The sequence below is a fragment of the Streptomyces sp. NPDC104106 genome (genome assembly GCF_055584345.1).
The window spans coordinates 89,343-106,916 of sequence record NZ_JBVJMF010000009.1; the positions used below are offsets into that span (position 1 = coordinate 89,343).

The following is a 17,574-nucleotide window of genomic DNA, read 5'->3' on the forward strand; positions in this document are numbered from 1 at the left end:
ACGGCCACACAGGTGGGACCAGGTGGGGCAGCGGGAAGGGGCAGCCGGTTTGACCACGCACGCACCGCAGGCGGCGCAGGCCGTCACGCTGCCCACGACGCTGGACGAGGCGGTGGCGGCCCTCGGCGCCGTGCCCGCCGCCGTGCCCGTCGCGGGCGGCACCGACCTCATGGCCGCCGTCAACTCCGGCCAGCTCAGGCCCGCCGCCCTGGTGGGCCTCGGGCGGATCAGCGAGATCCGCGGCTGGCAGTACCAGGACGGCCACGCACTGCTCGGCGCGGGCCTCACGCACGCGCGGATGGGCCGCCCCGACTTCGCGGCCCTGATCCCGGCGCTCGCCGCCGCCGCACGCGCGGCCGGCCCGCCGCACATCCGCAACGCGGGCACGCTGGGCGGCAACATCGCCTCGGCCGCGCCCACCGGGGACGCGCTGCCGGTACTGGCCGCCCTGGAGGCGACGCTGATCATCGCGGGCCCGGGCGGCGCCCGCCGGGAGATCCCGGTGTCGCACCTCCTGGCCGGCATGGAGATGCTGCGCGGCGGCGAACTCATCGGCTACGTGCGCGTACCGCTGCTGCACGCGCCGCAGGTCTTCCTGAAGGCGACCGGACGCACCGGCCCCGGCCGCGCGCTGGCCTCCGTGGCCCTCGTCCTCGACCCCGCCCGGCGCGGAGTGCGGTGCGCCGTCGGTGCCATAGCGCCGATGCCGCTCAGGCCGCTGGAGGCCGAGCAGTGGATCGCGCAGCTCATCGACTGGGACAACGACCGCGCCCTCGTGCCCGAGGCCCTGGGCGCCTTCGGCGAGTACGTCGCCGCGGCCTGCATCCCGGACCCGGCGCCGGAGCCCGACGGCTCCGTGCCGGCGCTTCCGCCCGCCGTACTGCACCTGCGGCGCACCGTCGCCGCGCTGGCCCGACGAGCACTGGGGAGGGCGCTGTCGTGACCGCCGACGACCAGCACGGAGAGGGCGCGCCCCACGGCGGCGGCCGCTGGGACCCGCTGCCCCAGGGCGACTACGACGACGGCGCCACGGCCTTCGTCAAGCTCCCCGAGGGCGGCATCGACGCCCTGCTGAACGGCGACAGCCCGCTGGCCGCGCCGGGTCACGGCTACGTGCCGCCGCGGATAGCGGTCGCCCCCGACACCGGCGACCCCGCCGCGCCCGGCGCCTGGGCCGCGCCCGCGGGCGGCACCGAGTGGCCCGACCCGAACGCCGTGCCGCCGGTGCCGGGCGCGGACGACCGGTTCACCTACGAGCCGGCCGCCACCCAGCAGTGGACCTTCGAGGAGCCCGCCGCCCCGGCCGGCCCCGGACATGACGTCACCGGGCAGTGGTCCATCCCGGTCGCGAGCGGTGATCTTCCGGACGAATCGGGCGAGTTCACCACATCGTCCCTCGTCGAGCAGTGGGGCGGCACCCCGCCGGCCACCCTGCCCGGCGGCGCGCCCGCACCCTGGGCGACCCAGGACACCGGCCGCCCCTGGGACCACCGCCCCGAGGACCAGCAGCCCCCGGCCGCCCACCCGTTGCCGGACCACACCGGCGCGCACCCGGCGGGCGGCCCGCCGACGCACCCGTACGCGGGGGAGCAGGCGCGGGCGTACGCGGCAGAGCAGTACGGGCCGGACGGGCGGTACGGAGCGGACGAGCGGTTCGGCCACGAACAGGCCGAGCACACCGAACACGCCGAGCCCGAACAGCGGGAGCGGCCCGAACGGGTGGACACCGGGTACGTGGACGCCGGTCACACCGGCGAGTTCACCGGCTTCGCCGAGGCCGCCGCTGCCGCCGAATCCGCCGGGCCCGCCCAAGTCCCCGCCCCCGCAGGAGCCGTGGCGCCGCAGGCCGGTCCGGAGGCCGCCGCGGACATGGCCGTGGACAGCCGTGACGGCCACGACGGCCACGCCCCCGCGAAAGCCCCTGAGGGCCCCGCCACGGGCCCCGCGGGCCACGAGGAGCCCACGATCCCGGCCGGGACCCCGCAGGCCCCGACAACGCCCGCCACGGCCGTCGCCGCCGCGGAAGCGACCGCCGCCGCGCCCTCCCAGGACGCGGACGCAGCGACCGGGGCGGCAGCGGCCGAGGAGCGCGGCGCGGCGCGGGACGAGGCCGCCGTCGCGGCGGCGCCCTCCGCCGACGCCCCCGGAGCCGCCGCGGCGGCGACCGACGACACGCCCGGCGCGGGCGCCGAGGAGCCCGCCGGTGACGACCGTGCGGAGCACGCGCCCGCGCGCGAGGCGGCCCTCGCCGAGGAGCACGCCGCGCCGCTCCCGCCCGCCGACGACCACCCCCTCGCCTCGTACGTCCTGCGCGTCAACGGCTCCGACCGCCCCGTCACCGACGCCTGGATCGGCGAGTCGCTGCTGTACGTGCTGCGCGAGCGGCTCGGCCTCGCGGGCGCCAAGGACGGCTGCTCGCAGGGCGAGTGCGGGGCCTGCAACGTCCAGGTCGACGGCCGGCTGGTCGCCTCCTGCCTGGTCCCGGCGGTCACCGCGGCCGGCAGCGAGGTGCGCACCGTGGAGGGCCTCGCCGTCGACGGGCAGCCCTCCGACGTGCAGCGCGCGCTCGCCCGGTGCGGCGCCGTGCAGTGCGGCTTCTGCGTGCCGGGCATGGCGATGACCGTGCACGACCTGCTGGAGGGCAACCCCGCGCCGAACGAGCTGGAGACCCGCCAGGCGCTGTGCGGCAACCTGTGCCGCTGCTCCGGCTACCGGGGCGTCCTGCGGGCCGTCCAGGAAGTCGTCGCCGAACGCGAGGCGTCGCACACCGCCGACGCCGGGACGGGCGCGGACGAGGCACGCATCCCGCACCAGGCGGGCCCCGGCGCCGGCGGCGTCCACCCGTCGGCGTTCGAGGCGCCCGGCGCGTTCGACCCGCCGCGGACCGGTCACGCCGGCCGTGACGCCCACGACGCACACGGCCCCTACGACGGCTACGGCGACACGCCGGACGCCTACGGCACGCCCGGCCCGTACGACACCCAGGGCGGCCACGGCGCACCGGGACCGCACGACCAGCACTACGGCCAGGACGGAGGCCAGGTGTGAGCAACGAGGCCGCCATGGCGACCACCGCAGCCGAACCCGCTCCCGAGCCCGAGCAGCCGCCGCACGGCATCGGCGCGTCGCTGACGCACGCCGACGCGCGCGCGAAGACCGAGGGCACGTTCCCGTACGCCGCCGACCTGTGGGCCGAGGGCCTGCTGTGGGCGGCCGTACTGCGCTCCCCGCACGCGCACGCGCGCATCGTGAACATCGACACCACGCACGCGCGCGAGATGCCCGGCGTCCGCGCGGTCATCACCCACGAGGACGTGCCCGGCACCCCCAGCCACGGCCGGGGCACCCCGGACCGCCCGGTGTTCGCCTCCGAGCTGGTACGGCACCACGGCGAGCCCATCGCCGCCGTCGCCGCCGACCACCCCGACACCGCCCGGATGGCCGCCGCCGCCGTCATCGTCGAGTACGAGCTGCTCGATCCCGTCACCGACCCGGAGCAGGCCTTCGAGGCCGAACCCCTGCACCCCGACGGCAACCTGATCCGGCACATCCCGCTGCACCACGGCGACCCGGAGGCGGTCGGCGAGATCGTGGTCGAGGGCCTGTACCGCATCGGGCGCCAGGACCCGGCCCCCATCGGCGCCGAGGCCGGGCTGGCCGTGCCCCGCCCGGACGGCGGGGTGGAGCTGTACGTCGGGTCCACCGACCCGCACACCGACCGCAACTCCGCCGCCGCCTGCTACGGGCTGTCCCCCGATCGGGTGAAGATCGTCGTCACCGGGGTGCCCGGCGCCACCGCCGACCGCGAGGACCAGGGCTTCCAGCTGCCGCTCGGCCTGCTCGCCCTGAAGACCGGCTGCCCGGTGAAACTGACGGCCACGCGCGAGGAGTCCTTCCTCGGCCACGCCCACCGCCACCCCACCCTGCTGCGCTACCGCCACCACGCGGACGGCGAGGGCAAGCTGGTGAAGGTGGAGGCGCAGATCCTGCTGGACGCCGGCGCGTACGCCGACACCTCCGCCGACGCGCTGGCCGCCGCCGTCTCCTTCGCGTGCGGCCCGTACGTCGTCCCGAACGCCTTCATCGAGGGCTGGGCCGTCCGCACGAACAACCCGCCCTCCGGCCATGTGCGCGGCGAGGGTGCGATGCAGGTGTGCGCGGCCTACGAGGCCCAGATGGACAAGCTGGCGAAGAAGCTGGGCGTGGACCCGGCCGAGCTGCGCCTGCGCAACGCGCTCGCGACCGGGGACGTCCTCCCGATCGGCCAGACGGTGACCTGCCCGGCGCCGGTGGCCGAACTCCTGCAGGCCGTACGGGACTTCCCCCTGCCGGCGCTGCCCAAGGACACGCCCGAGGAGGACTGGCTGCTGCCCGGCGGCCCCGAGGGCGCGGGCGAACCGGGCGCGGTGCGCCGGGGCGTCGGCTACGGCCTGGGCATGGTGCACATGCTGGGCGCCGAGGGCGCCGACGAGGTGTCCACGGCGACGGTGAAGGTCCACGACGGCGTGGCCACGGTCCTGTGCGCGGCCGTGGAGACGGGCCAGGGCTTCACCACCCTCGCCCGCCAGATCGTCCAGGAGACCCTCGGCATCGAGGAAGTCCACGTGGCCCCGGTCGACACCGACCAGCCGCCGGCCGGCGCGGGCTGCCGGGGCCGGCACACCTGGGTGTCGGGCGGCGCGGTGGAGCGCGCGGCGAAGATGGTCCGCACCCAGCTCCTGCAACCGCTGGCCCACAAGTTCGGCATGTCGACGGAGCTGCTGCAGATCACCGACGGCAAGATCACCTCCTACGACGGCGTGCTGTCGACCACCGTCACGGAGGCGATGGAGGGCAAGGAGCTGTGGGCCACGGCGCAGTGCCGCCCGCATCCCACCGAGCCGCTGAACGCCTCCGGCCAGGGCGACGCGTTCGTCGGGCTGGCCTTCTGCGCGATCCGCGCGGTGGTGGACGTCGACATCGAGCTGGGCTCGGTGCGGGTGGTGGAGCTGGCGGTCGCCCAGGACGTCGGCCGGATCCTCAACCCCGCGCAACTGGCGGCCCGTATCGAGGCGGGTGTCACCCAGGGCGTCGGCATCGCGCTCACGGAGAACCTGCGCACCCCGCGCGGACTGGTCCGCCACCCCGACCTGACCGGATACGCCCTGCCGACGGCGCTGGACGTGCCGGACGTCCAGATCGTGAAACTGGTCGAGGAACGCGACGTGGTCGCGCCCTTCGGCGCCAAGTCGGTCAGCGCGGTCCCGGTCGTGACGGCACCGGCCGCGATCGCCTCGGCCGTGCGCGCGGCGACGGGCCGCCCGGTCAACCGCCTCCCGATCCGCCCCCAGGCGGCGGTGGTGACGGACCGGTGAGCGGCCGCTCCGCGTGATCGACGGGATGGTCGATCGTCACGGGGGTGATGGCGGCCGGCAAGTCGACGGTGGCGCAGCTCCTCGCCGAGCGGCTGCCGCGCGCGGCGCACGCCCGGGGCGACGCCTTCCGCCGGATGATCGTGACGGGCCGCGCGGAGTACACACCGGGGGCCGGCGCAGGCGGCCGCCCAACTGCGCCTGCGCCACCGGCTGTCGGCGGCCACGGCGGACGCGTACGCCGAGGCGGGCTTCACGGCGGTGGTGCAGGACGTGCTGCTCGGCGAGCACCTGCGGACGTGCACCGGCCTGATCCGCACCCGCCCCCTGCACGTCGTCGTCCTCGCCCCGGACGCGGAGACGGTCGCGGCCCGCGAGGCCGGGCGGCCGAAGACGGGCTACGGCGGCGCAGCGTGGACGGTGGCCGCCCTCGACGAGGAACTGCGCCGGCGCACCCCGCGCATCGGCCTGTGGCTGGACACCTCCCGGTGGACGCCGCAGGAGACGGTCGCGGCGAGCCTCGCCGGCGTGCAACGTGCGCGCGTCGCCTGACGTCTTGGCGGGCGAGGGGCGTTGTCAGTGGGGCGGCGTAGGCTGCGCAAGCAGTGGGGGCAACGGCTCCCGCGGACGCATGGCGGGGCACGGGGAAGATCGCGGGGGAGCGATGAGCACGACCGACACCGGGGTTACGGCGATCACGCTGACCGAGGCGGAGCTTGACCGCTACGTCACACACGCACCGACGCGCGGCCTGCTCGCCGGCGCCGGACTGCCCGTGGACACCGATCTGCTGACCTTCTCCCCGCTGCGCACGCACGGCCTGCGCACGCTGGGCGACGCCACGGAGGCACCCTTCCGCCTGGCGGAGGAGCTGCGGGCCCGCCTGGTGATAGGCGAACTGCTCACCCCGGCCGGCATGGAGCGCGAGTCCATCCTGCTCGACGGCGCCACGGGCGAGCTGACCACGGCCTACCTCTTCGACCCCGCCGACGCCCGCCCCTTCGCGCCCTCCCTCGCCACGCTCCTGAGCTTCGCCGCCGTCACCGAGGAACTGGCGGGCCTGCGCGGCCGGTTCGCGTCCCTGGCCGGGCGGTACGGCCCCGAGACGGCCGCCGAGGCGACGCGCCGCCTGCTGTCCCTCTTCGAGGAGGGCGCGGACGGCGAGATCCCGCCGTACTGGAAGGTGGCTGCCCTGATCCGCCCGCTCGCCCTCGTCGCCGGCCCCGGCACGGCGTCCGGCCTCACCCTGGACGTCCCCGCGCGCGTCCTGGACGAGGAGTTCGGGCCCGGCCGCGTGACCCGCTTCGAGGAGGTCGACTTCCCCCCGACGCTCACGCACGAGCCGACCCGGCGCTTCCTGCGCGAGACGGGACTGCCGGAGCAGGCGGTCCTCTTCCATAGCGACACGGACGTCCCCCTGCCGACCCTGCGCGAGCACTTCACGCAGGAGCGCCCGGGCGAGTTCCCCCTGGACGAACTCCCCGCCCACGCCGACCACTTGATCCGACTCGGCTACCTGCTGGAGGACACCAGCCTGCTGGTCGACGGCAGAACGGGCGCGGTCCTGCAGTTCAGCGAGCCGGACGCCACGCTCCACCCCCTGAACACGGACGTCTCCACGCTCGCCTTCACCCTCTGGCTGCTGCACCACGAGCGCACCATCCACCGCCACCTGCACGACGAACTGACGACGCTCGCCTACGACGACCTGGCCGCGGCCATGATCCACACCCTGTCGACCGTCGACCCCACGGGCACGTCCGCGGACACGGACTGGCACTACTGGACGGAACTGTTCCAGGACGAAGCGGGCGGAGTGCTCTGACACACCCCGCCCGCGCAGAGGCCGTGGCGGGAATCGAACCCACGTAACTCGCTTTGCAGGCGAGCCCCTCAACCACTCGGGCACACGGCCTTGTTCGTGGGATTGAACCTACGGGCGGCAGGTGAGGGGCTCAAGAGGTGCGGCGGGGCTGCAATGCGACTGCCACACCGCGTTCACGAAACGGGGGTGTACGACCGAGGTCCCAGGTGGGACCGGGCTTCCGACAGGGGCAAAGGGGGCTTGCGGGACTTACGCTGTCGGGCATGACCGCCCTGGAGCCCCGCGACGCCGACGTCGTGACCGCAGCCGACGCAGAAGCCGATCACGAAGGTGTGCTGAGCGGGGCGTACCGGTCGCTGAGCGTCGGGATCGTCTCCGTCGTGCTGCTGATCGCGTTCGAGGCGACCGCCGTCGGCACCGCGATGCCGGTGGCGGCGCGGGAGCTGGACGGAGTGGCGCTGTACGCGTTCGCGTTCTCCGGGTACTTCACCACCAGCCTCTTCGGCATGGTGCTCTCCGGCCAGTGGTCCGACCGGCGCGGCCCCCTCGGCCCGCTGAGCACCGGCATCGCGGGCTTCGCCGCCGGGCTCGTCATCGCCGGCACCGCCCGGACCATGTGGGTGTTCATCCTCGGGCGGGCGGTGCAGGGACTCGGCGGCGGGCTGGTCATCGTCGCGCTGTACGTCGTCGTGGGCCGCGCCTACCCCGAGCGGCTGCGGCCCGCGATCATGGCGGCCTTCGCGGCCGGCTGGGTGGTGCCCTCCATCGTCGGTCCCCTCGCCTCCGGCGCTGTCACCGAACACCTCGGCTGGCGCTGGGTCTTCCTCGGCATCCCCGTCCTCGTCGTCCTCCCGCTCGTCCTCGCCCTGCCGCAGATACGGCGCCGGGCGTCCGGCCCGGTCCGGACCGGGCCCGGTACCGGCTCCTTCGACCGGCGGCGCATCCGCCTCGCCCTCGGCATCTCCCTGGGCGCCGGACTCCTCCAGTACGCCGCCCAGGACCCGCGGCCCCTCGCCGTACTGCCCGCACTGGCCGGGGCCGCCCTGCTCGTGCCCGCCGTCCTCGGCCTGCTCCCGCGCGGCACCTTCCGGGCCGCCCGCGGACTGCCCTCCGTCGTGCTGCTGCGCGGGCTGTCCGCCGGATCCTTCATCGTCGCCGAGTCCTTCGTGCCGCTGATGCTCGTCACCCAGCGCGGGCTGTCGCCGACGCTCGCCGGGTTCTCGCTGGCGGCGGGCGGCCCGACCTGGGCGCTGGGTTCGTTCGTCCAGTCCCGCCCGCGCATGGCGCCGTACCGGGAGCGGCTGATGACCCTCGGGATGCTGCTGGTCGCCGGCGCCGTCGTCACCGCGCCCAGCGTGCTCCAGCCCGCCGTGCCCGTGTGGATCGCCGCCGTCGCCTGGGCCTTCGGCAGCCTCGGCATGGGCCTGGTGATCTCCTCCACCAGCGTGCTCCTGCTGCGGCTGTCCGCCCCCGAGGAGGCCGGCGCCAACTCCGCGGCGCTCCAGATCTCCGACGCCCTGTCCAACGTCGTCCTCCTCGCCGCCACCGGCGCCGCCTTCGCGGCCCTGGGCGGCGGCAGCACGGCGGCCGGCGCGGCCGCCACCGCCGACGGCACCCGCCCCCTCGCCTTCGCGGCCGTCTTCCTGCCGATGGCGGGGGTCGCGCTGGTGGGGGCGTGGGTGATCCGGCGGCTGCGCAGCTGACGGCGATCACCGCCGCTGTGACGTGGGTCCCACCCACGGCTGACCCGGCCTCGTCCGGGCGTTGACGGCGGGGCGGCGCCGGTAGGGTGGCCCGGTTGTCATACGTAGCCGAGCCCGAGCCCCACAAAAACGGAGACCGTGACTACTGCCCGCCCGTCACCCGCCACCACCCTCAACGGAGGACCCTCCGGGTCCACCCCTATGTCTGCTTCCGCTTCCTCCGCGACGTCCCACCACCTCTCGCCCGCCTTCCCCGGCCGGGCCCCCTGGGGTACCGCCAGCAAGCTGCGTGCCTGGCAGCAGGGGGCGATGGAGAAGTACGTACAGGAGCAGCCGCGCGACTTCCTCGCCGTCGCCACGCCCGGCGCCGGCAAGACGACCTTCGCGCTGACGCTCGCCTCCTGGCTGCTGCACCACCACGTCGTGCAGCAGGTGACCGTGGTCGCACCGACCGAGCACCTGAAGAAGCAGTGGGCCGAGGCCGCGGCCCGGATAGGGATCAAGCTCGACCCCGAGTACAGCGCCGGACCGCTGGGCCGCGAGTACGACGGGGTCGCCGTCACCTACGCCGGTGTCGGCGTCCGGCCCATGCTGCACCGCAACCGCGTCGAGCAGCGCAAGACCCTCGTCATCCTCGACGAGATCCACCACGCCGGTGACTCCAAGTCCTGGGGCGAGGCGTGCCTGGAGGCCTTCGAGCCGGCCACCCGGCGCCTGGCGCTGACGGGTACGCCGTTCCGCTCGGACACCAACCCGATCCCCTTCGTGACGTACGAGGAGGGGCCGGACGGTATCCGGCGCTCGGCCGCCGACTACACCTACGGCTACGGCAACGCCCTCGCCGACCATGTCGTGCGCCCGGTCATCTTCCTCTCCTACAGCGGCAACATGCGCTGGCGTACGAAGGCGGGTGACGAGATCGCCGCGCGGCTCGGCGAGCCGATGACCAAGGACGCGGTCAGCCAGGCCTGGCGCACGGCGCTGGACCCGCGCGGCGAGTGGATGCCGAGCGTGCTGCGCGCCGCCGACCAGCGGCTGACCGAGGTCAGGAAGGCCATCCCGGACGCCGGCGCCCTCGTCATCGCCTCCGACCAGGACTCCGCCCGCGCCTACGCCAAGCTGATCCGCGAGATCACCGGGACGAAGGCCACGCTCGTGCTGTCCGACGACGCCGGGGCCTCGAAGCGGATCGACGAGTTCAGCGAGGGCAACGACCGGTGGATGGTCGCGGTCCGGATGGTGTCCGAGGGCGTGGACGTGCCGCGGCTCGCGGTGGGGGTCTACGCCACGACCATCTCCACTCCTCTCTTCTTCGCGCAGGCCGTCGGGCGCTTCGTACGGTCCCGGCGGCGGGGCGAGACCGCGTCCGTGTTCCTGCCGACCGTGCCCGACCTGCTGACCTTCGCGGGCGAGATGGAGAAGGAGCGGGACCACGCCCTCGACAAGCCGAAGAAGGAGGGCGAGGAGGACCCGTACGCCGAATCCGAGAAGGAGATGGAGGAGGCGAACAAGCAGCAGGACGAGGACACCGGCGAGCAGGAGCAGTTCTCCTTCGAGGCGCTGGAGTCCGAGGCCGTCTTCGACCGGGTCCTCTACGACGGCGCCGAGTTCGGTATGCAGGCGCACCCGGGCAGCGAGGAGGAGCAGGACTACCTCGGCATCCCGGGGCTGCTCGAACCCGACCAGGTGCAGCTGCTGCTCCAGAAGCGGCAGGCCCGGCAGATCGCGCACAGCAAGAAGAAGCCGGACACCGAGGCGGATCTGCTGGAGCTGCCCGCCGAGCGGCGTCCCGTGGTCTCCCACAAGGAGATGATGGAGCTGCGCAAGCGGCTGAACACGCTGGTCAGCGCGTACGTCCACCAGAGCGGCAAGCCGCACGGGGTGATCCACACCGAGCTGCGGCGGGTGTGCGGGGGGCCGCCGAGCGCGGAGGCGACGGCGGGGCAGCTCAAGCAGCGGATCGCGAAGGTGCAGGAGTGGGCGACGCGCATGCGGTGACGCTCCGCTGGGGTCGGCCGCGTCCTTCCGCCGACCCGCCCACCCGCTCCCCCTGGTCCCGGTCGGCTGTGTCGGCGCTGTGCGGCGCCCCGTGCGTATCCGGACGAATGCAGGCAGGCCGGATCTGCCCTTGCCCGGATTCTGGACGAAGGCTTCCGCTCAGCGAACTGCCTTCGCTACTGTCCCGCTACGCACACGCCCCGTGGCAGCGTCGCCGCGGAGCGCAGCCGTGAAGCGACCCTGGCCCGGAGCCGCCGGAGCCGTTCTGCCGATCGGCGGCCTCTGAACGCGTCGCCGACGGGACTCGGCCACGCATCCGCCGCTCAGGGGCCCGCCGGCCTCACCACCGAAGGAGTGGGCGTCGTGACCGCGGAGACCTCCCAGACGCTCGACCGAGGACTGCGTGTCCTGAAGCTGCTGGCCGACACCGACCACGGGCTGACCGTGACCGAGTTGTCCACGAAACTGGGCGTGAACCGCACCGTTGTGTACCGGTTGCTCGCCACGCTCGAACAGCACGCGCTCGTCCGGCGCGACCTCGGCGGGCGGGCCCGGGTGGGCCTCGGGGTGCTGCGGCTCGGCCGGCAGGTCCACCCGCTGGTCCGGGAGGCGGCGTTGCCCGCGTTGCGCTCGCTCGCCGAGGACATCGGGGCGACGGCTCATCTGACGCTGGTGGACGGGGCCGAGGCGCTGGCCGTCGCCGTGGTCGAGCCGACGTGGACGGACTATCACGTGGCGTACCGGGCCGGTTTCCGGCACCCGCTGGACCGCGGGGCGGCGGGGAGGGCCATTCTGGCCGCCCGGCAGTCGCCCGCGGCCGATCCCGGATACACGCTGACGCACGGGGAGCTGGAGGCCGGGGCCAGCGGCGCCGCCGCGCCGCTCGTCGGGGTCACCGGGGTCGAGGGCAGTGTGGGCGTGGTGATGCTGGCCGACTCCGTACCGGAGCGGGTGGGAGCGAGGGTCGTGGAAGCGGCCCGGGAGGTGGCGGAAGCGCTGCGCTGAGCCGTGGCCGCGCGCTGCCTGCCACGCCGTCGCACGTGCCGCCCGCGTCGTCGTGCCCGCTGGCCCGGCGGCCGCCGGGCGTACCGGCCGCGTCCGCGGGCCGTACGCGTGGTGACCGCCGGCCGCACCTGCCGCGTCCGCGGGGCGTACCCCCCGCATCCGCCGACCTCACCCCTCCGGCCCCCACAGGACGCCATCGCCACCCCCGCCGGGCGTACCGGCCGCGTCCGCGGGCCGTACCGCCGGGAGGTCCGCTCCGTACGCCGCCTTGAGCACGTGACGCAAGGGCGCCCGCAGGGGCCCCGCCGTCGCCGTGCCTGTCCGTCGCCCCTGCCGTGCCCCGCGTGGGAGACCGGTGCCGTACCGCCGGGAGGCCCGCACCGGACGCCGCCGCCGCGACCAGCGCGGCAGGCCTGCCGCGTACCGGCCTGTTCCGGACGTCGCCTGGGGCACGTGACGTATGGCGCCCGTGGCGGTCACGTTAGATTGAGTCCGTGCTCTCACGTCTCACACGTCCCCAGGCCGTAGCCGTCTGCGCCGTGCCCGTCGTGGCGCTGGCCGCCACGGCGGTGTTCGCGCCGTTGCCGTTCTCCGTGGCGCAGCCGGGGCCGACGGCGAATGTGCTGGGTGAGAACAAGGGGGCCGAGGTGATCACCGTCTCGGGGGCGCAGGTCCGCAGGACCAGCGGGCAGTTGCGGATGGTGACCATCGTGGCGACCGCTCCGGACGCCCCGGTGTCCCTGGCGGACGTGGTGGACGGCTGGTTCCGCACGGACCGGGCCGTGATGCCGCGCGACGCCGTGTACCCCAGTGGTGGCACCGTCAAGGAGATCGAGCAGCACAACCAGGCGCAGATGCAGCAGTCCCAGGACGCGGCGACCCAGGCGGCGCTGAAGTACCTGCGGCTGAGCGCCGACAAGGTCAGGGTCACACTGAAGCTCGCCGACGTGGGCGGCCCGAGCGCGGGCCTGCTGTTCACGCTGGGGATCGTCGACAAGCTGCGGGGCGACGGCAACGGCGGTGACCTCACCGGCGGCCGCACCATCGCCGGTACCGGCACGATCGACGCCGACGGCACGGTCGGCGCGGTCGGCGGGGTGGCTCTGAAGACACAGGCCGCCCGCCGTGACGGCGCCACCGTCTTCCTGGTGCCGAAGGCCGAGTGCAGCGACGCCCGGGCCGACCTGCCGAAGGGCCTGAAGCTGGTCCCCGTCACCACGCTGAGCAGCGCGGTGAACTCCCTGAAGGCCCTGGAGAGCGGCAGGGGTTCCGTCCCCGGCTGCTGACCGGGCCCCGGGGCGTACCGGACAGCCGCCACGCGGCCCCTACTTCACGAACCCCTGCTGCCGCATCCAGTCCAGCGCCACCTGGTGCGGGTCCTGGCCGTCCACGTCCACCCTGGCGTTCAGCATCCGCGCGACCGAGTTGTCCAGCCTGTCGGTGACGGGTCCGATGACGCTCGCGATGGCCGGCCACTTCCGCAGGACCTCGCTGTTGATCACCGGGGCGGCGTTGTAGTCGGGGAAGAACTTCCGGTCGTCCGTCATCACCGCGAGGTTCATCGACTTGATCCGCCCGTCGGTGGTGAACACCTCCCCGTAAGTGCACTTGCCCTTGGCCACCTGGGTGTAGACGATCCCGGTGTCCATCTGCGTGACGTTCCCCGCCGGGATCCGCATGCCGTACGCCTTCTCCAGGCCGGGCAGTCCGTCGGCGCGGTTGGCGAACTCGCTCTCCACGCACAGGGTGACCGCGCCGGGGTCCTTCGCCGCGAGGGCCGCCACGTCGGAGAGGGTCTTCGTGCCGTACTTCCTGAAGCCGGCCTGGTTCATGGCGAGGGCGTAGGTGTTGTTCAGCCGCGCGGGCGGCAGCCAGGTCAGGCCGTTCCTGAGGTCGGCGTCGCGCACCGCCTGCCACTGCTGGTGGGGGTCGGGGATCGGCCGGCTGTGGCCGAGGTACGTGATCCAGCCGGTGCCCGTGTACTCGTACTGCGCGTCCGCCGTGCCGCCCCTGACCGCCTCCCGCGAGCCGATCGAGCCCTGGATGCCGGTGCGGTCCAGCACGTCCGCGCCGGCCGCCTGGAAGGCGATCCCCATGATGGCGCCGAGGACCAGCTGCTCGGTGAACTCCTTGGAGGTGACGGTGAGATGGGCGCCCTTGAGCGGCTCGCCCGTGCCGATCGCGCCCGGCGCCACGTCGTCGACCATGGGGGAGCCGCTGGTCAGGCCGCAGCCGGCGGCCAGCGCCGTGAGCAGCGCCGCCAGTGCCAGGCACGTACGCCCTCTCATGCCTGCGCCTCCTCCTCCGCTGCCGGCACCCCCCGCTCCCACGTCCGCGCCCGCCGTTCTCACGTCCCCGCCTCCAGGCCGCGCGGCCGCAGCAGCACCTCGGCCAGCGAGGCCAGCCAGTCCACGAGCAGGGCGAGCGCCACGGTGAGGACCGAGCCCAGCACCAGCACCGGCATACGCTGGGTGGTGATGCCGGTGGTGATCAGCACGCCCAGGCCGCCGCCCCCGCCGAAGGTCGCCAGGGCCGCCGTGCCGACGTTCAGTACGAGGGCGGTCCTGACGCCCGCGAGGATCAGGGGGACCGCCAGCGGGAGTTCGACCCGGGCCAGCACGCCGAGCGGGGACATGCCGATGCCGCGGGCCGCCTCCAGCAGCGTCGGGTCGTTGGCCCGCAGGCCGGCGATCGTGTTGGCCAGCACCGGCAGGATCGCGTAGACGATGATGCCGATCAGCGGGGCACGCGTCCCCGTGCCCAGCCAGATGACCAGCAGGGCCAGCAGACCGATGGCGGGCGTCGCCTGGCCCGTGTTGGCGAAGGCCACCGCCACCGGGGTGACCCGGCGCAAGGCCCGCCGGGTGAGCACGACGCCTGCCGGGATCGCGATGACCAGCACGAAGAACGTGGAGACCACCGTCAGCTCCACGTGCTGCCACAGCGCCTTGGAGACCTGGCCGTTCGACAGGGCGTTCTTCGAGATCGTGTCGAGCCGCGCCTGCCGGAACCACAGCCAGGTCGCGAGCAGTACGGCGACGAGGAACGCCGGCAGGACCGTCAGCCGCTGCCAGGTCACCCGGCGCGCGGGCGGGCGCTGCGCCGGACGCGGGGCCTCCTGCTCGGCCTCGCCCTCGTCGCGGAAGGCGAGCCCCCTGACCTCGTGTTCGCCGTCGGGGCGTACGTCCGGGCCGGAAGAGGTGCTCATGCCTTCGTCACCCCTCCGGGGCCCTCCTGCTCCAGATGGGTCTGCCGGGCGCGGGCCTCCTCCAGGTCGTGCTGGTGCTCCATGGCGTCCAGCCGGTCCGCCTCCAGCAGTTCGTGCACGGAGTTCATGAGCGTCTCCATGTCGACCACGCCGATGTACTCGCCGCGCCGCCCGGTCACCGCGACCCGGCCCGCGTTGTCGGTGAGCACCGCTTCCAGCGCGTCGCGCAGGGTCGCGTCCCGGGTCACCGTGTCGTGCACGAGCGTGCCCGCGCGGGCCAGCGAGCCCTTGGCCCGCATCAGGTCGCCGCGGCGCAGCCACTTGTAGGGGCGGCGCCGCTTGTCGAGCAGCAGGATCTCGCTGGTGCCGCTGCCGCGCAGATGCCCGAAGATCTGCTGCAGCGGGGTGTCCACGGTCACCGTCGGGTAGTCCCGCATCTCCACGTCCCGCACCCGGGTCAGGTTCAGCCGCTTCAGGGCCGCGCCGGCGCCGACGAAACCGGAGACGAAGTCGTCGGCCGGGTTGGTGAGGATCGCCTCCGGGGTGTCGAACTGCGCGATGTGCGAGCGTTCGCGCAGGACGGCGATCCGGTCGCCCAGTTTGATCGCCTCGTCGAAGTCGTGGGTGACGAACACGATCGTCTTGTGCAGCTCGCGCTGGAGCCGGATCAGCTCGTCCTGAAGGTGGTCACGGGTGATCGGGTCGACCGCGCCGAACGGCTCGTCCATCAGCAGCACCGGCGGGTCGGCCGCCAGCGCCCGCGCCACGCCCACGCGTTGCTGCTGGCCGCCGGAGAGCCTGCGCGGATAGCGGTCGTGGAACTCGCCCGGGTCGAGCCCCACGAGGTCGAGCAGTTCCTCGACGCGGGAGCGGATCCGCGCCTTCTTCCAGCCGATCATCCTGGGGACGAGGGCGATGTTCTGGGCGACGGTCATGTGCGGGAAGAGCCCGGCCGACTGGATGGCGTACCCGACCTTGCGGCGCAGCCTCACCGCGTCGATGTCGGTGACGTCCTCGCCGCCGATGCGGATGCGGCCACTGGTCGGCTCGATCAGCCGGTTGATCATCTTGAGCGTCGTGGACTTCCCGCAGCCGGACGGGCCGACGAAGATGACCGTCTCGCCCGCCTTGATCTCCATGCTCACGTTGTCCACGGCCGGCTGGGCGCTGCCCGGGTAGCGCTTGGTCAGGTTCTCCAGCTCGATCGAGGCGCCGTGGCTCTCGCGGGCGGGGGTCTGCGCGCCGGGGCCCTCGCGGGTGGGGGTCTCAGTCACGGATCCCCCTGGGAATGGTCAGCCGCCCGATCAGGACGTACGCGGCGTCGAACAGGAGCGCGAGGATGATGATCCCGAGCGTGCCCGCGAGCACCTGGTTCAGCGCGTTCCTGCTGCCCAGGGAGGCGAGCCCGCGGAAGATCTCGTTGCCGAGCCCGGGGCCGGAGGCGTAGGCGGCGATCGCGGCGATGCCCATCAGCATCTGCGTGGAGACCCGGATCCCGGTCAGGATCGGCGGCCAGGCCAGCGGCAGCTCCACCCGCAGCAGCCGCATGGACCGCGACATGCCGATGCCCCGGGCCGCGTCCACCAGGGCCGGGTCCACCCCGCGCAGGCCCACGATCGCGTTGCGCACGATCGGCAGCAGCCCGTACAGCGTCAGCGCGGTCACCGTCGGTGGCACGCCCAGCCCGACGACCGGGATGAGCAGACCGATCAGGGCGAGGGAGGGAACGGTCAGGATGGTGGAGGTCGCGGTGGTGGCGAGGTTGCCCGCCCAGTCGGTGCGGTAGGTGACGACCCCGATCAGCACCCCGATGACGGTCGCGAGGACCATGCACTGGAAGACCGCGCCGGCGTGCTGGTAGGCGTCGGCGAGCAGCTGCTGGTGACGGTTGCCCAGGTACTCCCAGAAGTTCACCCGCTCACCCCGACATCCGCCTAGGTCGCTTCGCTGTCCCGGGCCGCCTGTTCCACCAGCGGGATGATCCGCAGCGGAACGGGGTTCTCCATGACGATCGCCGTGGAGGCCCGGACGATGCCATCAAAACCGACGACGCGGTCGATCACCCGCTGAAGATCGGCGTTCGAGCGGGCCACCAGCCGGCACAGCATGTCCCCGCTGCCGGTCGTGGTCAGCAGCTCCAGCACCTCCGGTACGCCTCCCAAGTGGGCGCGGACATCGGGCCCTTGACCCTGCCGGATCTGGAGCGTGGCGAAGGCCGTCACCGGGTAGCCGAGGGCCGCCGGATCCACCTGCGGACCGAATCCGCGGATGACTCCGTTCGACTGAAGCCGGTCCAGCCGCGCCTGCACGGTCCCGCGCGCCACCCCGAGCCGCCGGGACATCTCCAGCACCCCGATGCGCGGCTCCTCCGCCAGCAGCACGATGATCCGCCCGTCCAGATGATCGATCGCCACGGCACCTCCAGGGATGAGCATCCTGTACAGAAAGCCCGCCGAAGCGGCCGTACTGCTGTACAGATTGCCC

13 protein-coding genes, 1 tRNA gene and 1 pseudogene are annotated in these 17,574 nt (G+C 73.9%); 9 read left to right on the forward strand and 6 right to left on the reverse strand.

The features are described from left to right. The first annotated feature begins 49 nt into the window (after positions 1-49). The 5 genes and pseudogenes from ACZ60X_RS22045 to ACZ60X_RS22065 all read left to right on the forward strand — a co-directional run bounded on the left by ACZ60X_RS22045 (position 50) and on the right by ACZ60X_RS22065 (position 7,176). Positions 50-943, forward strand: coding sequence for an FAD binding domain-containing protein (locus ACZ60X_RS22045; RefSeq protein WP_469600941.1), 894 nt, complete (start codon positions 50-52; stop codon positions 941-943). Beyond that, positions 940-3,048, forward strand: coding sequence for a (2Fe-2S)-binding protein (locus ACZ60X_RS22050; RefSeq protein ID WP_469600944.1), 2,109 nt, complete (start codon positions 940-942; stop codon positions 3,046-3,048). The genes ACZ60X_RS22045 and ACZ60X_RS22050 overlap by 4 nt, the downstream gene beginning before the upstream one ends. Next, a complete protein-coding gene (locus tag ACZ60X_RS22055) occupies positions 3,045-5,354 on the forward strand; it encodes a xanthine dehydrogenase family protein molybdopterin-binding subunit (protein ID WP_469600947.1) in 2,310 nt (769 codons plus the stop codon). The genes ACZ60X_RS22050 and ACZ60X_RS22055 overlap by 4 nt, the downstream gene beginning before the upstream one ends. 47 nt (positions 5,355-5,401) lie before the next feature. Beyond that, a pseudogene (locus ACZ60X_RS22060) lies at positions 5,402-5,903 on the forward strand (AAA family ATPase). Positions 5,904-6,015: 112 nt separating this feature from the next. Beyond that, positions 6,016-7,176, forward strand: a complete 1,161-nt coding sequence (locus ACZ60X_RS22065) for an SUKH-4 family immunity protein (protein ID WP_469600948.1) — start codon at positions 6,016-6,018, stop codon at positions 7,174-7,176. 18 nt (positions 7,177-7,194) lie between these two features. Here ACZ60X_RS22065 and ACZ60X_RS22070 read toward each other — a convergent pair. Beyond that, positions 7,195-7,266: transfer RNA gene (locus ACZ60X_RS22070), tRNA-Cys, on the reverse strand. A 173-nt stretch (positions 7,267-7,439) separates the two neighbouring features. On the opposite strand from ACZ60X_RS22070, the gene ACZ60X_RS22075 reads away from it, so the two are divergent. The 4 genes from ACZ60X_RS22075 to ACZ60X_RS22090 all read left to right on the forward strand — a co-directional run bounded on the left by ACZ60X_RS22075 (position 7,440) and on the right by ACZ60X_RS22090 (position 13,168). After that, positions 7,440-8,879, forward strand: coding sequence for an MFS transporter (locus ACZ60X_RS22075; protein ID WP_469600950.1), 1,440 nt, complete (start codon positions 7,440-7,442; stop codon positions 8,877-8,879). A 201-nt stretch (positions 8,880-9,080) separates the two neighbouring features. Then, complete coding sequence (locus tag ACZ60X_RS22080; RefSeq protein WP_469600953.1) at positions 9,081-10,877, forward strand: DEAD/DEAH box helicase; 1,797 nt, start codon at positions 9,081-9,083, stop codon at positions 10,875-10,877. A gap of 363 nt (positions 10,878-11,240) precedes the next feature. After that, complete coding sequence (locus ACZ60X_RS22085; protein ID WP_469600956.1) at positions 11,241-11,882, forward strand: IclR family transcriptional regulator; 642 nt, start codon at positions 11,241-11,243, stop codon at positions 11,880-11,882. 494 nt (positions 11,883-12,376) lie between these two features. After that, a complete protein-coding gene (locus ACZ60X_RS22090; RefSeq protein WP_469600960.1) occupies positions 12,377-13,168 on the forward strand; it encodes a S16 family serine protease in 792 nt (263 codons plus the stop codon). A gap of 39 nt (positions 13,169-13,207) precedes the next feature. Here ACZ60X_RS22090 and ACZ60X_RS22095 read toward each other — a convergent pair whose 3' ends face one another. The 5 genes from ACZ60X_RS22095 to ACZ60X_RS22115 are packed head-to-tail and all read right to left on the reverse strand — an operon-like array spanning position 13,208 to position 17,504. Then, complete coding sequence (locus ACZ60X_RS22095; protein ID WP_469600962.1) at positions 13,208-14,170, reverse strand: glycine betaine ABC transporter substrate-binding protein; 963 nt, start codon at positions 14,168-14,170, stop codon at positions 13,208-13,210. 59 nt (positions 14,171-14,229) lie between these two features. Then, complete coding sequence (locus ACZ60X_RS22100; protein WP_469600965.1) at positions 14,230-15,090, reverse strand: ABC transporter permease; 861 nt, start codon at positions 15,088-15,090, stop codon at positions 14,230-14,232. Further along, a complete protein-coding gene (locus ACZ60X_RS22105) occupies positions 15,087-16,364 on the reverse strand; it encodes a betaine/proline/choline family ABC transporter ATP-binding protein (RefSeq protein ID WP_469600968.1) in 1,278 nt (425 codons plus the stop codon). Before ACZ60X_RS22105 ends, ACZ60X_RS22100 begins: the two co-directional genes overlap by 4 nt. Next, complete coding sequence (locus tag ACZ60X_RS22110) at positions 16,357-17,004, reverse strand: ABC transporter permease (RefSeq protein WP_469600971.1); 648 nt, start codon at positions 17,002-17,004, stop codon at positions 16,357-16,359. The genes ACZ60X_RS22105 and ACZ60X_RS22110 overlap by 8 nt, the downstream gene beginning before the upstream one ends. Positions 17,005-17,024: 20 nt before the next feature. Next, entirely contained in the window at positions 17,025-17,504 is a 480-nt protein-coding gene (locus ACZ60X_RS22115) for an Lrp/AsnC family transcriptional regulator (RefSeq protein ID WP_469600973.1), read from the reverse strand. Positions 17,505-17,574 lie beyond the last annotated feature (70 nt).